General features: G+C 45.2%; 15 protein-coding genes. 13 read left to right on the top strand and 2 right to left on the bottom strand.

The genetic code is table 11. The annotated features are described in order from the left end of the window. Window positions 1-37: 37 nt before the first annotated feature. Entirely contained in the window at window positions 38-1,297 is a 1,260-nt protein-coding gene (gene dprA, locus M3I01_RS17685; protein WP_255897261.1) for a DNA-processing protein DprA, read from the bottom strand. A gap of 261 nt (window positions 1,298-1,558) precedes the next feature. On the opposite strand from dprA, the gene def reads away from it, so the two are divergent. The 7 genes from def to gmhB all read left to right on the top strand — a co-directional run bounded on the left by def (window position 1,559) and on the right by gmhB (window position 8,918). Beyond that, window positions 1,559-2,074, top strand: a complete 516-nt coding sequence (gene def, locus M3I01_RS17680; protein WP_255897260.1) for a peptide deformylase — start codon at window positions 1,559-1,561, stop codon at window positions 2,072-2,074. 103 nt (window positions 2,075-2,177) lie between these two features. Further along, window positions 2,178-3,164 carry a methionyl-tRNA formyltransferase gene (gene fmt / locus M3I01_RS17675; protein ID WP_255897259.1) on the top strand — a complete coding sequence of 329 codons (987 nt, stop codon included), beginning with the start codon at window positions 2,178-2,180 and terminating at the stop codon, window positions 3,162-3,164. Next, the gene (gene rsmB, locus M3I01_RS17670) at window positions 3,161-4,519 is read left to right on the top strand and encodes a 16S rRNA (cytosine(967)-C(5))-methyltransferase RsmB (RefSeq protein WP_275565219.1); all 1,359 of its coding nucleotides are present in this window, start codon (window positions 3,161-3,163) and stop codon (window positions 4,517-4,519) included. Before fmt ends, rsmB begins: the two co-directional genes overlap by 4 nt. A gap of 370 nt (window positions 4,520-4,889) precedes the next feature. Beyond that, window positions 4,890-6,263, top strand: coding sequence for a Trk system potassium transporter TrkA (trkA, locus tag M3I01_RS17665; RefSeq protein ID WP_275565218.1), 1,374 nt, complete (start codon window positions 4,890-4,892; stop codon window positions 6,261-6,263). Between the two features lie 124 nt (window positions 6,264-6,387). Further along, a complete protein-coding gene (locus M3I01_RS17660) occupies window positions 6,388-7,836 on the top strand; it encodes a TrkH family potassium uptake protein (RefSeq protein ID WP_255897256.1) in 1,449 nt (482 codons plus the stop codon). 12 nt (window positions 7,837-7,848) lie between these two features. Next, the gene (ybaK, locus tag M3I01_RS17655) at window positions 7,849-8,322 is read left to right on the top strand and encodes a Cys-tRNA(Pro) deacylase (RefSeq protein WP_255897254.1); all 474 of its coding nucleotides are present in this window, start codon (window positions 7,849-7,851) and stop codon (window positions 8,320-8,322) included. Window positions 8,323-8,360: 38 nt separating this feature from the next. Further along, window positions 8,361-8,918, top strand: coding sequence for a D-glycero-beta-D-manno-heptose 1,7-bisphosphate 7-phosphatase (gene gmhB, locus M3I01_RS17650; protein ID WP_255897253.1), 558 nt, complete (start codon window positions 8,361-8,363; stop codon window positions 8,916-8,918). 52 nt (window positions 8,919-8,970) lie between these two features. Here the strand turns inward: gmhB and M3I01_RS17645 are convergent, their stop codons facing one another. Continuing rightward, window positions 8,971-10,098, bottom strand: a complete 1,128-nt coding sequence (locus M3I01_RS17645; protein WP_255897251.1) for an MFS transporter — start codon at window positions 10,096-10,098, stop codon at window positions 8,971-8,973. Between the two features lie 275 nt (window positions 10,099-10,373). Between M3I01_RS17645 and M3I01_RS17640 the strand changes: the two genes are divergently transcribed. The 6 genes from M3I01_RS17640 (at window position 10,374) to fhuB (ending at window position 17,941) form a co-directional block, all read left to right on the top strand. Then, entirely contained in the window at window positions 10,374-11,249 is an 876-nt protein-coding gene (locus M3I01_RS17640) for an AraC family transcriptional regulator (protein WP_255897250.1), read from the top strand. 117 nt (window positions 11,250-11,366) lie between these two features. Next, entirely contained in the window at window positions 11,367-13,523 is a 2,157-nt protein-coding gene (locus M3I01_RS17635) for a TonB-dependent siderophore receptor (RefSeq protein WP_255897249.1), read from the top strand. Window positions 13,524-13,540: 17 nt separating this feature from the next. After that, a complete protein-coding gene (locus tag M3I01_RS17630; protein WP_255897248.1) occupies window positions 13,541-14,284 on the top strand; it encodes a siderophore ferric iron reductase in 744 nt (247 codons plus the stop codon). Then, window positions 14,272-15,039, top strand: a complete 768-nt coding sequence (locus M3I01_RS17625) for an ABC transporter ATP-binding protein (RefSeq protein WP_255897247.1) — start codon at window positions 14,272-14,274, stop codon at window positions 15,037-15,039. The genes M3I01_RS17630 and M3I01_RS17625 overlap by 13 nt, the downstream gene beginning before the upstream one ends. Further along, window positions 15,033-15,968: an iron-siderophore ABC transporter substrate-binding protein gene (locus tag M3I01_RS17620; RefSeq protein WP_255897246.1), complete on the top strand. Its 936-nt coding sequence runs from the start codon at window positions 15,033-15,035 to the stop codon at window positions 15,966-15,968. Before M3I01_RS17625 ends, M3I01_RS17620 begins: the two co-directional genes overlap by 7 nt. Continuing rightward, window positions 15,965-17,941 carry a Fe(3+)-hydroxamate ABC transporter permease FhuB gene (gene fhuB / locus M3I01_RS17615; protein ID WP_255897245.1) on the top strand — a complete coding sequence of 659 codons (1,977 nt, stop codon included), beginning with the start codon at window positions 15,965-15,967 and terminating at the stop codon, window positions 17,939-17,941. Before M3I01_RS17620 ends, fhuB begins: the two co-directional genes overlap by 4 nt. Window positions 17,942-18,022: the final 81 nt, after the last annotated feature.

The raw sequence follows: 18,022 nt of genomic DNA, 5'->3' as shown, positions 1-18,022 counted from the left end.
TTCTTATTAGCTACATTTGATTTTATAGAGAGTAAAATCAGCAACGCCCGTAAAGCCCTTCACGATTCTCAATACACCCAGACAGTTCCAGTTCCATTAACGCCTGCATCATCCTGCCGGCATTCATTTGTGTAAGGCGTATTAAGGCATCAAAATCCATTGCCGTTGCTTCTTTTTCCAAAACCGTCACCAACGTTTTTGCGCCTTCGGATGCTGTCTTAGGTATTTGATGAAGTGATCCGTGAAGTGGCGTTTTTCTGGGTCCGACAACTCGCTCTGTCGTTTTATCTTCTGCCATTGCGGTATTTTCAAATAGCAATGACGTTGCAGAGCACTCCTCAAGAATATCATCGACATTACGAACCAAGGTTGCGCCTTGTCGAAGAAGCTGATGACAACCTTCCGACTGTTTATCTGACAAACGGCCAGGCAAAGCAAACACATCTCGGTTTTGCTGCACGGCATAACTGGCACTGATCAATGATCCACTTTTAATTGATGCCTCAGCGACCAGCACACCCATACTCAAACCACTGATGATTCGATTTCGTGGCGGAAAGAGGTGAGGGCGCGGACTTGTCGTTAGTGGGTATTCACTAATCAAAGCACCACCTTGTTCTACAATCTGTTCAAACAATGCGGTATTTTGAGTTGGATAGTGGTGCAATAAACCGGTTCCCATGACGCCTATGGTTGGTGTTGTTTTACCCTGCAAAGCACCTTGATGTGCAGCAGTGTCAATGCCAATAGCACCACCACTGACCACACAAATACCACGAGATGCCAATTGTTCGGCCAGCTGAAAGGTTATATCCCGACCATGGCGAGTGCATTTTCGTGCTCCAACAATACCGATTTTAGGCAAAGCCAAAGCGTTTCGATCACCTTCAACATACAAAAAAGCAGGTGCCACGCTAATCTCTTTCAATTCACTGGGATAACATAGATCTTCTTGCAGCACTAAAAAATGATGCGGTTCCGCCAACCACGCCAAGGATTGATCGCGCTTGATGATTTGCTGCTCCGTTAATGTGCCCGTGGATAGGTAATCCATTGCCTGACGCGCTGTTACCTCAGGCCATTTTAGCGCTCGCAATACATCGTACGAAATGATGTCGGGGGGATTATTATCCGCTTCAAACAACGATACTTTTTCCGTTTGATCCTGTGATGTATCTGATTGGAATTGCGTTAGGTAGGTATAAAGGCGAGATAGTCGAGCAGGTCCGATTCCCGATAAAAAACTAAGGCATAACCAATCGGTTTGAGTTAGACCTGCAGCATAAGATGTATCCATAACAAAACGCTTCCTTGCTTATCCGGATGACGAGACAGTAATCGTCTCATTTAAAACTGAGCTTTCCTTGCCCAATGCTTTACTTAAAATACCAAACTAAGCCTCAATAGACTGTGGCTATAGATGCCATTCAATCATATTGACCAAAAAACCGCCATGAGAAGACTGCTCAATAGACAGAGTTGCGTTACAATAGACAGAATGAAAAGAGTAGGAGAGAGCGTCTCCACTCATGAACAAAGACACATCGTGGAAAAGATCATGACTGTATTAACCGTACTTGAATACCCAGATAAACGCTTACGCAAAATTGCGAAGCCAATTACCCAGTTCACTGACGCGCTGCAAACTAAAATCGACGACATGTTAGACACCATGTATGACGAAAATGGTTTGGGCTTAGCCGCTACGCAAGTGGATTACCATCACCGCCTTGTCGTGATGGACTTCTCCGAAGAACGCAACGCCCCAATCGTTTTTATAAATCCAGAGTTTGACGTATTGGACGATGAGCCTAACGAATTTCAAGAAGGCTGTTTGTCTGTCCCTGGATTCTATGAACACCTTTATCGAGCAGCCAAAGTCAGAGTCAAAGCACTTGATCGCCATGGCAATCCCTTTGAAATGGAAGTGGATGAGTTGATGGCCGTTTGTGTACAGCATGAAGTGGACCATCTTGATGGCAAATTGATGGTGGATTATTTGTCGCCGTTGAAGCGCAATCGCATTAAAAGCAAACTAGAAAAAGCCCATAAATTAGCCCTAAAAGAAGGCTAAGCAATCCGGCTTTAGACACGACTAGACCTTTTGAACGTCTAGATCATTGATACAAGTATTTTTAAAATCAGGCTTTGGCCTGATTTTTTGTTAAGGAACCTTTATGCCAACATCTCCATTGCGTATTGTTTTTGCCGGCACACCTGAATTCGCTGCTGCCAGCTTACAGGCCATTCTTGAAAAACAAGCGGCCAATCAATATGACATAGTCGGCGTTTATACCCAACCCGACCGTCCTGCAGGTCGTGGTCAAAAGCTAGTACAAAGCCCAGTCAAACAACTTGCGCTGACGAATAACATTCCTGTGTTTCAGCCGCTGAATTTCAAACTAGATGAAGACAAAGCACAACTGGCTGAGCTTAACGCTGACCTCATGATTGTTGCCGCTTACGGTATCATCTTGCCAAAAACCGTATTAGATACGCCCAAACTGGGCTGCATAAATGTACATGCTTCATTGTTACCACGCTGGCGCGGTGCCGCACCGATTCATCGAGCCTTAATAGCAGGTGATGGCGAAACAGGCATTACCATCATGCAAATGGACGTTGGTTTAGACACGGGTGACATGCTGCTAAAAGCATTTTGCGATATAAAACCAGCAGACACCTCAGCAACCTTACATGACCGCTTAGCGATGATTGGAGGCGACACCTTAATCGAAGCACTGGAAATGCTGAAAGCAAACACACTCGTACCAGAAGTACAGGACGACAGCCTGACATGCTACGCCGCAAAACTCACCAAGCAAGAAGCGAACATAAACTGGTCTGCGTCGGCAGAATTGATTGAGCGTCAAATCCGTGGTTTATCGCCTTGGCCCGTGGCTTACACAAACAGTCTTGCGGGCGTGATGAAAATTCATGCCGCGCACATTGCAAGCGTCAGCGATGAAGCTTCCACGCCTGGCGATATTTTAGTTGTCAGTAAAGAAGGGGTAATCGTGGCCACAGGGCAAGGCTCTATCCTGATCACAGACATTCAATTTGCCGGCGGCAAGCGCATGAAAGTTAAAGATGCGCTCAATGGAAAACACAAAGCGGCCTTAGAAATTGGCCAACGCCTTGGTCTTATCGAGCAACCATTATGAGTCAAAAAAATACTATGTCATCCGACACAACCTCTATTCAGCACAGTGCTCGCCAAGTGGCGATTGAAGTCATCAGCAACATTTTGCTTCAGCAAGGGTCGCTCAGCACACAACTCGCTCGCCATCAATTGGATGTTGCTAGCGAACACATCCCTCTATTAAAAGAGCTGTGTTTCGGTGTTTGCCGTCAGTATCCAAAACTGAACAGCATCGCATTGCATTTGTTAGAACACCCTTTTGAAGAAAAGGACACAGATCTATACGCAACGCTGCTTTTGGGTTTGTATCAGTTGACCTACATGAACACACCAGACCATGCGGCGGTTAATGAATCGGTTGAAGCCTGTAGATTGCTTAATAAAGATTGGGCAACCAAACTAATGAACGCAGTCCTTCGCCGCTATCAACGTGAGGCCGATGACATTGTTGAACTATTAGAAGCCATGCCATCCATTGAATACAACCATCCAAAATGGCTGGTTAAGCGGCTTAACAAACATTGGCCAGATCAGCTTGAAGAAATTATAGAAGCAAGCAACACGCACCCACCAATGTGTATACGAGTGAATGAGAGTCGCGTTTCACGTGAAACATACAAAGCGACGCTAATGGAAAAAGGGATAAAATCAACAGAAGGTGAGTTCTCAAGCGCCGCGCTGTACCTAAGAAATGCAGTTCGTGTTGCAGAGTTACCTAATTTCGAAGACGGTTTTGTTAGCGTTCAAGATGAAGCCGCACAACTTTCTGCATATATATTGTCGCCACAAGCCGGAGATAAAATACTCGATGCGTGCGCAGCACCGGGTGGTAAAACAGGACACCTGCTAGAAAAAGCCGACGACGTCGAACTGACCGCGGTGGAGCTTGAACCTTGGCGTATGGAAAAAATTGAATCAAACCTTGAGCGCCTTAACTATTCCGCTAAGCTAATTTGCGCCGATGCTGGTGAATTGGATGCTTGGTGGGATGGCGAACATTTTGACAAGATTCTGTTGGATGTACCTTGTTCTGCTACCGGCGTAATTCGTCGTAACCCAGATATTAAAATTAATCGCAAACCCGCAGACATTGATGAGATGGTTAGTATTCAGCGTGACATTCTGGATCATGTTTGGACGACACTAAAACCTGGCGGTTTTATGTTGTACGCAACGTGCTCTTTAATGCCAGAAGAAAATGAGCTGCAAATTCAGCGCTTTCTTGAAACTCAAAAAGACGCGGCAGAAGTTCCATTAAACACGCTAGCAGCAGACTTCGCACTAGAGTGGGGGATTCCTGTCAGCCATGGCCGCCAGTTATTTCCTAGCCTAGAAAGTCACGATGGGTTCTATTATTGCCTGCTTCAAAAAATATAGGCACAGACTGAACCACATAAATCTATAATACATAAGCAACTTTCAATAAAAGCCCAGTCAATTGTTTCACATGGAACACAGTTGACTGGGCTTTTTTACGTTTCACTTTCTAGTTTAATACGACCCCAATAGACTGTTTTCTCTGTTTCATAACGCTCAAACTAATAAAGAAGCTTAATTAAAAACCCAACGAAATTAATTCCGAGTATTTCTCAAGTTCAAGTTAAATAATTGTCTTTATGTGGGTAAACTTGCACTACGTGATTAAAGCAAAAATATGCACACTTGATCAGACATCACGACTCACTTTGATAATTGAATAAACAAACTTAACAAAGAGCCAAAAACCAATAACGCTCTAAGGCAGACTATGAAAATCATCATTATAGGTGCGGGCCAAGTAGGCGCCACACTTGCAGAAAACCTAGCAAGTGAAGATAACGATATTACCGTCATTGATACAGATTTAGCCCGCCTTAGAGAATTGCAAGATCGTCTCGACATTCAAACGGTGGAAGGCAGTGGCTCACACCCAGATGTATTAGAGCAAGCCGGCTGCAATGATGCCGACATGCTGATCGCGGTGAGCAACCAAGATGAAACCAATATGGTCGCTTGTCAGGTCGCTCATACCTTATTTAAGACGCCCACTAAAATCGGTCGTATACGCTCAAGCGCTTATGCCAAATACCCAGAGCTATTTAGCGATCAAGCCTTACCTATGGACGTTCGAATCAGCCCTGAAAAAGAGGTGACGAAACACCTTAGCAGATTGATTCGTTACCCCGGCGCTTTGCAAGTTATGGAGTTTGCCGAAGGCAGAGTACAGCTCGTCGTTGTTAAGGCTGAAAAAGGGGGGGCTTTAATCGACCAACCCATCAGTTTTTTGAAAGAGCACATGCCATCCATTCAAACACGTATCGCGGCAATTTATCGTGATGGAAAATCCATTTCGCCTGATGGCAATACCTATATTCGAGCCAACGACGAAGTCTTTTTCCTGACCGCTCAACGTGACGTACTGGATGTGATGAGTGAACTGCGTCCGTTGGACGTACCTTATCGACGCATTATTATTGCGGGCGGTGGCAACATAGGTGAGCGCTTGGCACAAAGTCTCGAAAAAGAATATCGCGTCAAAATCATCGAACGAGACCCTGAGCGCTGCCGCTATTTATCCGAGACATTGGATAACACCATTGTCCTAAATGGCGATGCATCTAGACAAGAGTTGCTGCTTGAAGAAAACATCGAATCCACCGACGTCTTCTGTGCGCTGACCAACAATGACGAAGCGAATATCATGTCGTCCATGCTGGCAAAAGTATTGGGCGTTCGTACTGTTATGACGATTATTAACAATCCTGCTTATGTCGATATCGTGCAAGAAGGCATGATCGACATTGCCATCTCGCCTCAACAAACCACTATCAGTTCGCTATTAAGCTATATTCGACGCGGTGACGTGGTGAATGTTCACTCGATGCGAAAAGGCGCAGCAGAAGCATTGGAAGCGGTGGCGCATGGAGATTATCGTTCCTCAAAAGTAGTCGGTCGAAGCATCGCTAATTTGAACTTGCCTGAAGGTGCAACAATCGGTGCCATTGTTCGCCAAGACGATATGATCATCGCCACCAGCGAATTGGTTATTCAAGCAGAAGATCACGTGATCATCTTTGTGACGAATAAAAAACAAATTCCCGCGGTAGAGCAGCTCTTTCAAGTGGGTTTAAGTTTCTTTTAATGAGACTCTTGTTAGAGCAAAAAAATAAGACAAAAAGTAATACCAGTAAAAAGCCAAGCACGGTTTTCGCCAGAATTTTTAACAATGGCCTGATAAAAGAAAAATCAGGTTCTAGGAAGTAAGTATGCATTTTAGTGTCATTTTACGTGTCATTGGATTATTGGTAATGGTATTCAGTGTCTCGCTGATCCCGCCCATTATCGTTTCTCTGATTTATTCTGATGGTGCACTTAATGCGTTTCTTTATGCGTTTGGCGTGAACTTATTAGGCGGCTTTCTTTTATGGTTTCCCGTTCGTAACGAGCGTGGAGAATTGAAAATTCGCGACGGCTTCTTAGTAACAGTATTGTTCTGGACGGTGCTGGGATTATTTGGTTCTGTGCCTTTTTTCTTAGCAGAAAATCCAGACCTGTCCTTTACTGACGCTTTGTTTGAATCCATCTCGGGTCTCACGACAACAGGGGCAACTATCCTTGTAGGTATTGACGATCTACCGCAGTCCATTCTGTTTTATCGACAACTACTCACTTGGTTAGGCGGCATGGGGATCATCGTATTGGCTGTTGCTATCATGCCAATGTTAGGCATCGGTGGTATGCAGCTTTATCGTGCCGAAACACCAGGACCGGTAAAAGACACCAAGCTAACGCCACGTATTGCCGAAACAGCCAAAGCGCTTTGGTACATCTACGCGACGCTAACGGGTGTTTGTGCCTTAGGTTATTGGATTGCTGGTATGAGCTTATTCGATGCCATTTGTCACAGCTTCTCGACCGTCGCCATTGGCGGCTTCTCGACTCACGACGACAGCATCGGCTACTTCAACAGTGTCGCCATCGAGATGATTTGCACCTTCTTTATGATTGTGTCGGCCTTCAACTTTGCTTTGCATTTTTACGCTTGGCGTCACAAAAGCGTTTGGCACTATTTCAAAGACCCTGAAGCACGTTTCTTTTTATTGATTCTTTCCAGCACCGTCATTCTTTCCACGCTGGTACTGGCCATGACCTCGACTTATGACTGGGACACATCACTGCGTTATGCGGTGTTCGAAAGTGTGTCTATCGCGACCACCTCCGGCTTCGGCACGTCAGACTTTTCTAGCTGGCCACACTTTTTACCCTTCTTATTAATCGTCACCTCATTTGTCGGTGGCTGTGCCAGTTCGACTGGCGGCGGTATGAAGGTTATTCGTATTCTATTGATCCTCAAACAAGGCATCCGTGAGATACAACGTCTGATACACCCTAATGCGGTTATTCCCGTTAAAGTCGGCGGCAAGGCGGTTCAAGAAAGAGTCGTGTCGGCCGTATGGGGGTTCTTCTCTGCGTATTTGCTGGTTTATATTGTCTTAATGATTGGCTTGATGGCAACAGGGTTGGATCAAGTAACGGCGTGGTCAGCAGTCGCCGCGACACTAAATAACCTTGGTCCGGGATTAGGCGATGTAGCGGCCAGCTATACTAATATTGGTGATTCCGCTAAATGGATGTTGTGTTTTTCTATGCTGTTGGGCCGTTTGGAAGTCTTTACTTTATTGGTTTTATTCACGCCAATGTTTTGGCAAAAGTAGAGGTAAGCAAAGGTGACACCGGCTATTAATCAATTAAAGAAACAAAAGATCGAGTTCAGTATTCATGAATATGAGCACGATCCACATTGCTCTAACTTTGGCGAAGAGGCCGCTCAAAAGCTAAATCTTGATCCTGCTGATGTCTTCAAAACCTTATTAGTCAGTGACGATAAACAATTTTTTGTCGCCATTGTACCGGTGACCGGCACGTTAAATTTAAAACGTGCCGCATCAGCACTCAGGGTAAAAAAATTACGCATGGCCGACGTCAAAGAAGCCGAACGCCTCACAGGGTATTTAGTTGGCGGTATCAGTCCTATTGGCCAGAAAAAAAGCCTCATGACCTGCATAGACCAAAGCGCACAATCTCTTGAAAAAATTTACGTCAGCGGCGGACAACGAGGTTTGGATATTGGTCTCGCGCCACAAGACCTTAGCCTTACTTGTCGCAACGCCATCTTCGCTGATATCGGTGAACACAAATAGCCACACTCATTATCTAGATTCATCATTAAGGTACTTTCATGACGCAACCTAAACCCATCATTTTGTTAGACCGAGACGGCGTCATCAATCAAGACTCTGATGCCTACGTCAAATCTGTTGACGAATGGCAACCCATACCCGGTAGTATTAAATCCATTGCCGCATTGTCAAAAGCGGGCTTTAAAGTATTTGTTGTCACCAATCAATCTGGCATTGCGCGTGGTTATTACGACGAAGCAACATTGCATGCCATGCACGATAAAATGACGGCACTGGTCGAAGCAGAAGGCGGTACCATTTCAGGCATTCAATATTGTCCTCATGGCCCAGACGATAATTGTACTTGCCGAAAACCCAAAAGCGGCATGATTGAAAACATTGAAAAACAGTTAGGTGTCTCTTTCGAAGACTGCCCGGCGATTATGGTTGGAGACTCTCTGAGAGACCTTCAGGCAGGAAACTTGCGCGGCTGTTCGCCAGTATTAGTGTTGACTGGAAAAGGCCGTGAGACGCAATACAAGAGCATCGATTTCTATTTCGACATTTATACCGACCTTGCTGCCTTTACTGTTGCTACACTTCACAAGTACCAATAACAATGTAAACAAGAGTAAGTGAACACTTACTCTTGTTTACATTTAAGCCTTCCTAAGTAGTCATTTTTTCTAAACGACGAAAGCTTACCCACATCAGTAACGCCAACACAATCAACACCACGGGAAAGGCTGACACACTAAAAGCATCAATAATGGGACCCGTCAATGAAGGCGCAACCAACGCACCTAATCCGCAGCATACAAAAATCCATCCCGTTCGCTTTCCATTCAAAGACATAATGCTGCTGGCGTAGGCAAACAACATGGGGAAGATCGCAGAACACCCAAGGCCAAGCCAGAGAGCAACAATAACAAGAGAAAGATCAGGGAAAGCAAACATAAGTACAGAACCAATAATGCTAAAAAAGATCAGCCCATATAAACCATGCTGCAACGGTATCCAGCGTAATAGCGGCACCGATACTAAACGCCCAAGTGACAAGCTCACGTAAAACCAAGACACCAGCACCGCCGCTTGGTTTTGGCCTTCGCCCATCAAAATACCATAGGTACTGATCCAACCCGCGATCGTGATCTCAAAACCCACATACACAAAGATCACAGTTAAAAAAGCCAGAAACGTTGCTTTCTGTTTTGCTTCCGGTACCACTTCACTCTCACGAGCTTTGAAGCGTGGACTCGGTTGACGCCATAATAAGAAGGGCAGCAGTAGAGCATACAACGCCAACAGCCAATAACCGACGCCATAATTTTGGCCCATCCACTCACTGAAAACCAACACTAAAGGCGCAATCATGCAGCCTGTGCTGTAGCAAAGATGAAGTACGGTCACATAAGAACCCACTTTTTCTTTGTGTAGCCACAGCATCATCATGTTGCCACCCGCATTGACGGAGACTTCCGCGGCGCCAAGCAAAAAGAATAAAGCCACCAACATCGGCAAATTAATAGAAAAGGGCACCAATACCAGTCCAACAATCACCAGTGCCAACATAAGAATCAAGTAATGATGGCCTTGCCAGCGGTCGAACATGCGTCCTGCCAACAAAGCGCCGAGAATATTGCCGATGGCTCGTGCACCAAAGACGACTGAGATTTCAGCCACTGAAGCATGAATCAAATCAGCAAGGTAAATAAGACTTGGGCCAAGTATTCCGCTCACAGCACCTGCTGCCACAAACATCGAGCAATAAGTGGCGGTACGCGCTAATTCTTTCATAGCTGCATCCATATTATTTTTTTGGGGATTGAAACAACCTAATGAACCTAGGGAGAGGTTAACAATTCGAGTCCGTCAGAATAAACGAGCATAATTTTATTTAATCATGCAACTTGATTAATTAATAGACACCCAGTGAAAATAGATCGGTTACTACGACAAGCGAATTTACGTCAAATAATGCTTTATGAAAACGATAGCCAAATTGCTACACAAGCATTGGCAATGACGCCTAAATTAGATGATAATCATTATTATTTATATATTTGAACATTATGCCTCTGCAACACAAACTCACTCGCATTGAAAAAGTTTTAGACTACATTCATGAGCATTTGGATGAATCTATTCATGTCGCAAGTCTGGCTGAAAAAAGCTGTTGGTCCCGCTGGCAATTTCAACGAGTCTTTGGAGAAGCAACAGGGCTCACCGTCGCGCAATACATAAGAGAATTACGTTTAAGCAAAGCCGCAGAACTGTTACTTTCGAGCCAAAAAAGACATATAGACATTGCCATATTATGTGGCTTTGATTCAGAAATTAGCTTCAGTCGCGCTTTCAAAAACATGTTTAACTGCACGCCTCGTGAATACCGTCTAAGAGGAAAGCGCCAAGGTCTGCGCACACCCTTACAATACCGGACAGAAAAGACTCAGGCTGGCAACAAACCAAAAGCCTTTACTCAGATTCGAATCGAAAGTCGCGATGCTTTCCAGCTTAATGGTGTGCATGGTTGGATACACGGACCATTTTCTTCGACGCCAGATTTTATAGAGCGTGTTCCACAGCTTTGGGAAACCATAGATACAAAGAACGAATATTTCGCTCCTACCGCTCAACCCATCGGCATCATAGACACACATTACCATCCTCAGAACCCAGACCAGATGTGTTACTGGGCAGGGTATTTAGGCCAATCTAAAAACACGTATGACACCATTGATGTGCCGTCGCAAGAATACGCCGTGATTCCCGTTCATGGCAAAGTAGCTGCGGTTGAACAAGCCGTTGAGTGGTTTATCCATCGCTGGCTTCCAGAGTCGGATTACGATGGGATTTCAGGCTACGAATTAGAAGTTTATGAACCCCATTACGACCCTAAAAGCTCCCAAAGCTACATGGAATACTGGTTGCCGATTAAGCCAAGATAGAGACAACAAAACAGCCGATTGCGTTAAAGATGCACCAAAAAGTTAAGTTTTCTCTTTGAGAATAAATACAATGATAGTCATTCTCAATTATAAACTTATTCAATCCTCGGAGTTAAAATGAAAACGGCTTTGTCCTTTCCTCCCACATTACTCGCCTTGGCGATCACAAGTGCATCGACTTATTCATTGGCAGCGAATATCACAGATACAACAACAGGCACAGATAAAGAAATTTACCTTAATGAGGATCAGTTAAGTACTTTAGAAGTAAAAGGGCTGACTTATCGAAATACAGCCACCAAAACTCAACTTGATCCAGAAGAAACACCTCAAGGTATTTCTATTATCGATGCAGGCAGCTTAGAACAGCGCGGTATCGAAACGGTTGCGGAAGCAGTGCGTTACTCTTCGGGGATTAATACCGAATTACGAGGCGGCGCAGTAACGCGTTTGGATCTGTTTAATATTCGTGGGTTCCAAAATGACAAAGCGTACTATGATGGCCTGCAGTTGCTCTATAACGATTGGAACTTACAGCCACAAATTGACATGGCGGCTGTGGATCAAATAGAAGTGTTTAAAGGACCAACGTCCACGCTGTACGGTGCTATGCCACCAGGCGGTATGGTGAACCTCATCAGTAAAGCACCACAATCAACCGATCAAAGCAGTGTCGAAATAGCGTTAGGTAGCGATAAAAAACGCGATGTTTCCATCGATTCAACGGGCGCATTGAATGAGCTGATGAACTATCGTGTCGTGGCTTTGATTCGCGAGAAAGAAGGGCAGGCGGTGACCTCGGATGAAAAACGCATCATGATTGCACCGTCTCTTGATCTTAAAATAAGCGACGATACACAACTGAACCTGAATCTGTATTACCAACAAGACCCAAGCATGGGCGTCTATTCCGCGTTGCCTTCAAAAGGCACAGTCTACGACAATATCAACGGCAAATTGCCCTCCGATAGTTACGCAGGCGATGCAAACTGGGAAACCTATGACCGTGACGTGCTGTTACTGGGTTACAAACTTGACCACACCATCAATAACACGTGGCGCTTTTTACAAAATACCCGATTTACAACGGCAAAAGCCGCCCAAGAAAACACCTATTCAACAAGTTTAGACAGCGATGAAAGAACATTAAATCGTCGAGCATACCTCACTGATGAAGCGTCAACTGGTTTGAATGTCGATAACCAATTCTCTGGTGTGTTTGATATTGGCAATACTGAACACAATGTATTGGTCGGTGTGGACTACTTAACACTCACGTCAGATATTGAATATGAAGACGCCGTCGCGCCAAGCATCGATCTTTATAACCCAAACCACCATCAGATAGTAAAAAGCAATCTCGACTTTGCCGCCTCTGGTTACAGCAGTGACTTTACTATCGAAAAGGAACAACTTGGCCTCTACTTACAAGATCAAATACGTCTAGATCAATGGGTGTTCATTGCTGGTGGGCGTTACGATAGCTTTAAAGCAACCGAAAAAGGTCTCAAATATGGCAGCAACACAAACACCAAAGTAGACCAAAGCCAATTCAGTGGAAGAATCGGCGCACTATACGAATTTGATAATGGTATTGCTCCGTTTGTAAGCTATGCGCAAAGCTTTGAACCCATCACAGGAGCAGATCGTAATGGCAATACATTTGATACCTCCACCGCGGACCAATGGGAAGCAGGACTAAAATACAAACGTAACAACATTGCCGTTACCGCAACCGCATTTGAAATCGTCAAAAGTAACGTCTTAACACGCGACCCAAATGGCTCAGCCTATGACAAAATTCAAGTTGGTGAGGTTCGGTCACAAGGCATCGAACTAGAACTTCAACAAGCCATCACTCGCGATGTCAGTATCAAAACCGCTTACACACGACAAGATGTGGAAGTCACCAAAGACAACAGCGGTATCCAAGGAAAAACACCAATTTGGGTGCCAGAGCAACAGCTGAATACTTGGATAACCTATGCACCACAGCAAGGCGCATTGGCCGGTGCATCCTTCGGTGCAGGCGCGCGTTATGTTGGGCAAATGCAATTGAACGCAGCGAACTCCAACACAGTACCATCCTTCACATTAGTGGATCTCTCCATTGGTTATGACTTAGCCATGCTGTCTCCTCAATGGAAAGGGGCCAGCGTAAAATTAGCCATATCAAATGCGCTGGATGAAACCTATTACAGTTGTTATGACGAATCTAATTGTTGGTTTGGCGACCAGCGATCTTTCGAAGTCAGCGCTCGTTATGCGTTCTAACATGTTGAGTAAATAAGATGGAAAGACATTTAAGCCGTCTTTTCTTGGAGAGCAAACAGTATCTAGCGCCTTTACAAGGGGTTGAGCTAGGTGCTGGCTTAGAAGAAGATCCAAACCTTTTATCTGCGGCTTGTGCGGAACCCTTCTTAGCCAATTTACACAGCGCTTTGCAAAAGGCGCATCCGGAAGCGGGTGCGCCTTATTGGCGCATAAGGTCATGGGGATTAAGCTGCTGGCAACCAATTTATTTGGCGTTGATTTGCGTCTATCACCTCAAACTCATTCCAAACAGTTTAGGACGATTGCATCAAACTCAGCAGCAAGCTTATGTGGCTGGCTATGCTTTACCCGATGGTGAATGGCTAGCAGATGAGCATGAAGCCTTAGTCCAACACACCGCCAAACAACTCAAAACATTATTTGACGCCTTACAAACCGCCCACCTCAATCAATTTGGTGGACAACAAGTCTTGTATCAAGCGCTGTTAGCCGACCAGATTATGGCGACCATGGTAACGGCCGTTGGGGCATCAGCAAGCCTTTTTGATATTCAAAATGAATATCAATTGTGGGCAAGGTATCTAGATCTACCGACAAATATATTAAATCGTTTAAAACAGGACACAGACAAAGTCATTTTTACTCGTCGTACCTGTTGCCTACATTTTCGCCGTGCTGATGGTGCACTCTGCGCAGACTGTCCTCGTGCCCATAAGGCCAAGCAAACTAAAGCCAAACAAGGAGCTACATGTTTGAACTAACACACGTTTGTGTTGAACGAGGTCAACGACACATTCTGAATATTCCAAATCTTCAACTTCCTAGTAATAAAGTGTGTGTCATCCTTGGACACAATGGCTCAGGTAAAACCACCTTAATGCAATGTCTGGCACGTCAATTGGTACCAGACCAAGGTCAGCTGACTTTTAATGGCTACCCCTTAGGCCAATTATCACAACGTAAGCTGGCTCAACAAATTGCCTTTTTACCTCAGTCATTGCCCGCTAGCACCGGCTTAACCGTCAGAGAACTGGTTCAACTAGGCCGTTTTCCTTGGCGTGGAACATGGGGAAGATTACAAGAAGCAGACCATAAGATTGTAGCGACCGCCATAGAACAGGTCAGTATGAACCATTACGCAGATCAATTTATCGAAGATTTATCTGGCGGCGAACGACAACGAGCTTGGATTGCGATGTTGCTGGCGCAAGAATCGCCTGTTTTGTTATTAGATGAACCCACATCCGCATTAGACATTGCCCATCAGTATGAGCTCATGGCGCTGCTACAAAAGCTCAATAGAGAAACGGGTCAGGGCATCGTGGTGATTCTTCACGATATCAACCTTGCGGCACGGTTCGCCGATCATATCCTGGCGATGCGACAAGGCCGTTGTTTCTTTCAAGGTTCACCAAAAGAACTCATGGAGCCAGAGCGTTTAGAAGCACTTTACGGTATTCCTATGTCACTTATTCAACACCCTCAACATGATAGTAAGGTTGCTTTAGTATGTTAGCACTCACTTCCACAAAAACATTTTTTACAACAATCCTTTTGCTCGCTTCTTTCTGCTTTTCGTCATTAGGCTATGGCGATACAAACCATCAAGATAACTCGCTAGACCCGTTCGTAAACAAAACACCAAAACGCGTTGCCGCGCTCGGTTGGGAGTTAGTCGAAAGCGTCATCGAATTGGGGGTCACACCCATCGCCATTTCAGACATTAAAGGCTACACAGAATGGGTTAGAGTGCCTAACATTCCAGCAGCAACCCAAGACATTGGCGACCGCGCAGAGCCGAATTTAGAGAAGCTGGCGCAGCTCAAACCCGATGTCATCTTAATCAACCTTGCACAAAAAGACATTCAAGCCAAACTGGAACGCATCGCTCCCGTCGTCTTTTTTGATAACTACCGTGCAGACCACAACAACGCCGAACAAGCAGATAAAGCGTTTCTAAAATTAGCCACGTTATTGAATAAGGAAGAACAAGCCAAGGCCAAATTAGCGCAAAGAGAAACAAGGTTTCTAGAACTTCAAAAAAGACTGGAAAGAGCCTTCCCGAATGGCTTACCCGATGTGGTGACGATGCGATTCGCCAATACCACGTCGGCGTATGTTTATGGTGGAAACTCTATGCCACAGTACGCGCTTGAAAAACTGGGTATTAAGAACCCAATGACGATAGAAAACAGCCAATGGGGTCTGGCGCAAAAGCGTTTGACGTTTTTGCGCTCTGTAAATCAAGGCGTTGTGTTGTATTTCCAACCTTTTCACCAAGAAGAGAAACTAGCGAAATCGCCTTTATGGCAAGCCATGCCTTTTGTGAAACAGAATAAAGTGGCGTCAATCGAATCCACTTGGACATACGGCGGCGCCATGTCTTTGCAGTATTTGGCGGAATCCATGACAGACGCTTTGCTTAAGGTAGCGAATGAACAATGAAGTCATCGTTTTCTAACGTCGCAGCGATTCTTGTCTTATGTTTATTATCGGTTGGCTTTTTGCAAATCGATAATAACCTAAGCTTTCACAGCCAATGGTTAATTTTACAAGGCAATATATCAACCGATTTCGAGCAAGTGGATTGGGCTTTTTCTCGCTTACCTAGGCTAGTCATGGCCTTGCTGGTGGGTTCCGTCATGGGCTTGATTGGCAGCGTTATTCAACAGCTTACTCGTAACCCTTTGTTGTCTCCGGTGACATTAGGCACTTCCAGTGGCGCGTGGCTCGGGCTGATTGTTTTAGCTATTTTTTGGCCGGAAGGACAAACCCACTATCAAGCCATGGCGGCCATGTTGGGTGCTCTCTTAGCGCTGGCTCTGGTATTGCTTATCAGTGGCGTCAGGCAGCTGACAGGCTTGTCCATTGTGTTGTCGGGGATGGCGGTCAATTTACTGTTTGGCGCGATTACGACCGCGCTCATCTTGCTGAACAATCAATACGCGCAGAATCTGTTTATCTGGGGAGCAGGGGATCTAAGCCAAAATGGTTGGGATAAATTCCACTGGTTATGGCCACATTGTTTAATCGGTATTGGCATTTTAGCTTACGCCGGTAAACCGCTTACGATGCTCAAACTAGGACAAAACGCCGCATCAGGTCGCGGTCTTAATGTCACAGCCTTGTTTTTAGTGCTTATGTTGGCTGGTTTATGGATGTTGTCTGCTTCCATTACCATGGTGGGTATTATTGGCTTTTTAGGATTGGTCGCGCCGAATCTTGCGCGTCTATTAGGTGCAAGAACCGCTACATCAGAACTCTGTTGGTCTAGCTTGCTCGGCGCGACGTTACTGGTCGCGGCGGATAACCTTGCTTTGCTCATCAGCTATTTCACATTGGATATTGTTCCAACAGGTCTGACAACCGCCTTGCTCGGTGCGCCGTTATTGATTTGGTTAATCAGACAACGCTTACACCAAACAGAAAACAGTCACTTCAACATTCTTTATGGGAAAAAACCTTTCTCACGTAATCGTTTCATCATGATTATCGGAGTACTTTGCTTCGTTATTATGATTGGTGTGCTGTCACACATTGAACAAAGCCAGTATCAATTACGCTGGCCTGATGAATTTAGCTGGCCACTGCGTTGGCCAAGAATTACTGCTAGTTTGTTTGCTGGCGCCGCGATGGCCGTCTCGGGCGTCATTATGCAGCGCCTGATTCACAACCCATTAGCCAGCCCAGACTTGTTGGGTTTGTCTGCAGGCGCTGTACTCGCATTGGTCGGCAGCAGTACTTTTTTAGGCATTCGTTTAGGGGAACTTGGGCCACTTGTCGCCTTTGCGGGCAGTATGAGTGCGCTGTTTGTTTTACTTCTATTAGGCAAGCGATTTCGGTTTGCCCCCGCGCCAATGATATTAACAGGCGTCGCACTGTCCGCATTAATAGAAACATTTGTTCAATTTAGCCTGATGAAGGGTACAGAAGAAATTTATGATATTTTGCGCTGGCTTGCGGGCTCAACCTATCGAGTGACACCAGACCAAGCTATTCTGCTTATGATTTGTTCCAGCGTGTTCATATTAATCACTCTTAGTTTGCATCGCTGGCTAACCTTAATGTCGATGGGGAAAACGGCAGCAGCCGCTCGTGGTATCGCCGTTAAACCCACCTTTGTGTTGCTATTAGTGCTGGCGGCGGCGTTATGCGCCACAGTAACCGCATTGCTTGGCCCCATTGCCTTTATTAGTATTGTTGCGCCACATTTAGCAAGTTTACTCGGAGCACGAACGGTACTCATGCAATTGTCTTTGTCCGCTCTATTAGGAGCCACACTGTTACAAGCGTCCGATTGGCTCGGCCAAACCGTTATTTATCCTAATCATCTTGCCGCGGGAACCATGGTGGCGATTTTGGGAGGCGCTTATTTTATGGTGATCTTGCTTAAAAATCGTCAACGTTTAAAAGGCTAATTTTTTGTTTTTACAGTCAGTCACGACGACGTCTATTGATCGAATAAACTAGAACTCTAGCCCTAATAATTCGCGTAGGGC

It is taken from the genome of Marinomonas maritima, assembly GCF_024435075.2.
Lineage (GTDB): Bacteria > Pseudomonadota > Gammaproteobacteria > Pseudomonadales > Marinomonadaceae > Marinomonas > Marinomonas maritima.
The sequence above is the reverse complement of the archived record's forward strand: the minus strand, read 5'-3'. Positions and strand labels throughout refer to the sequence as shown.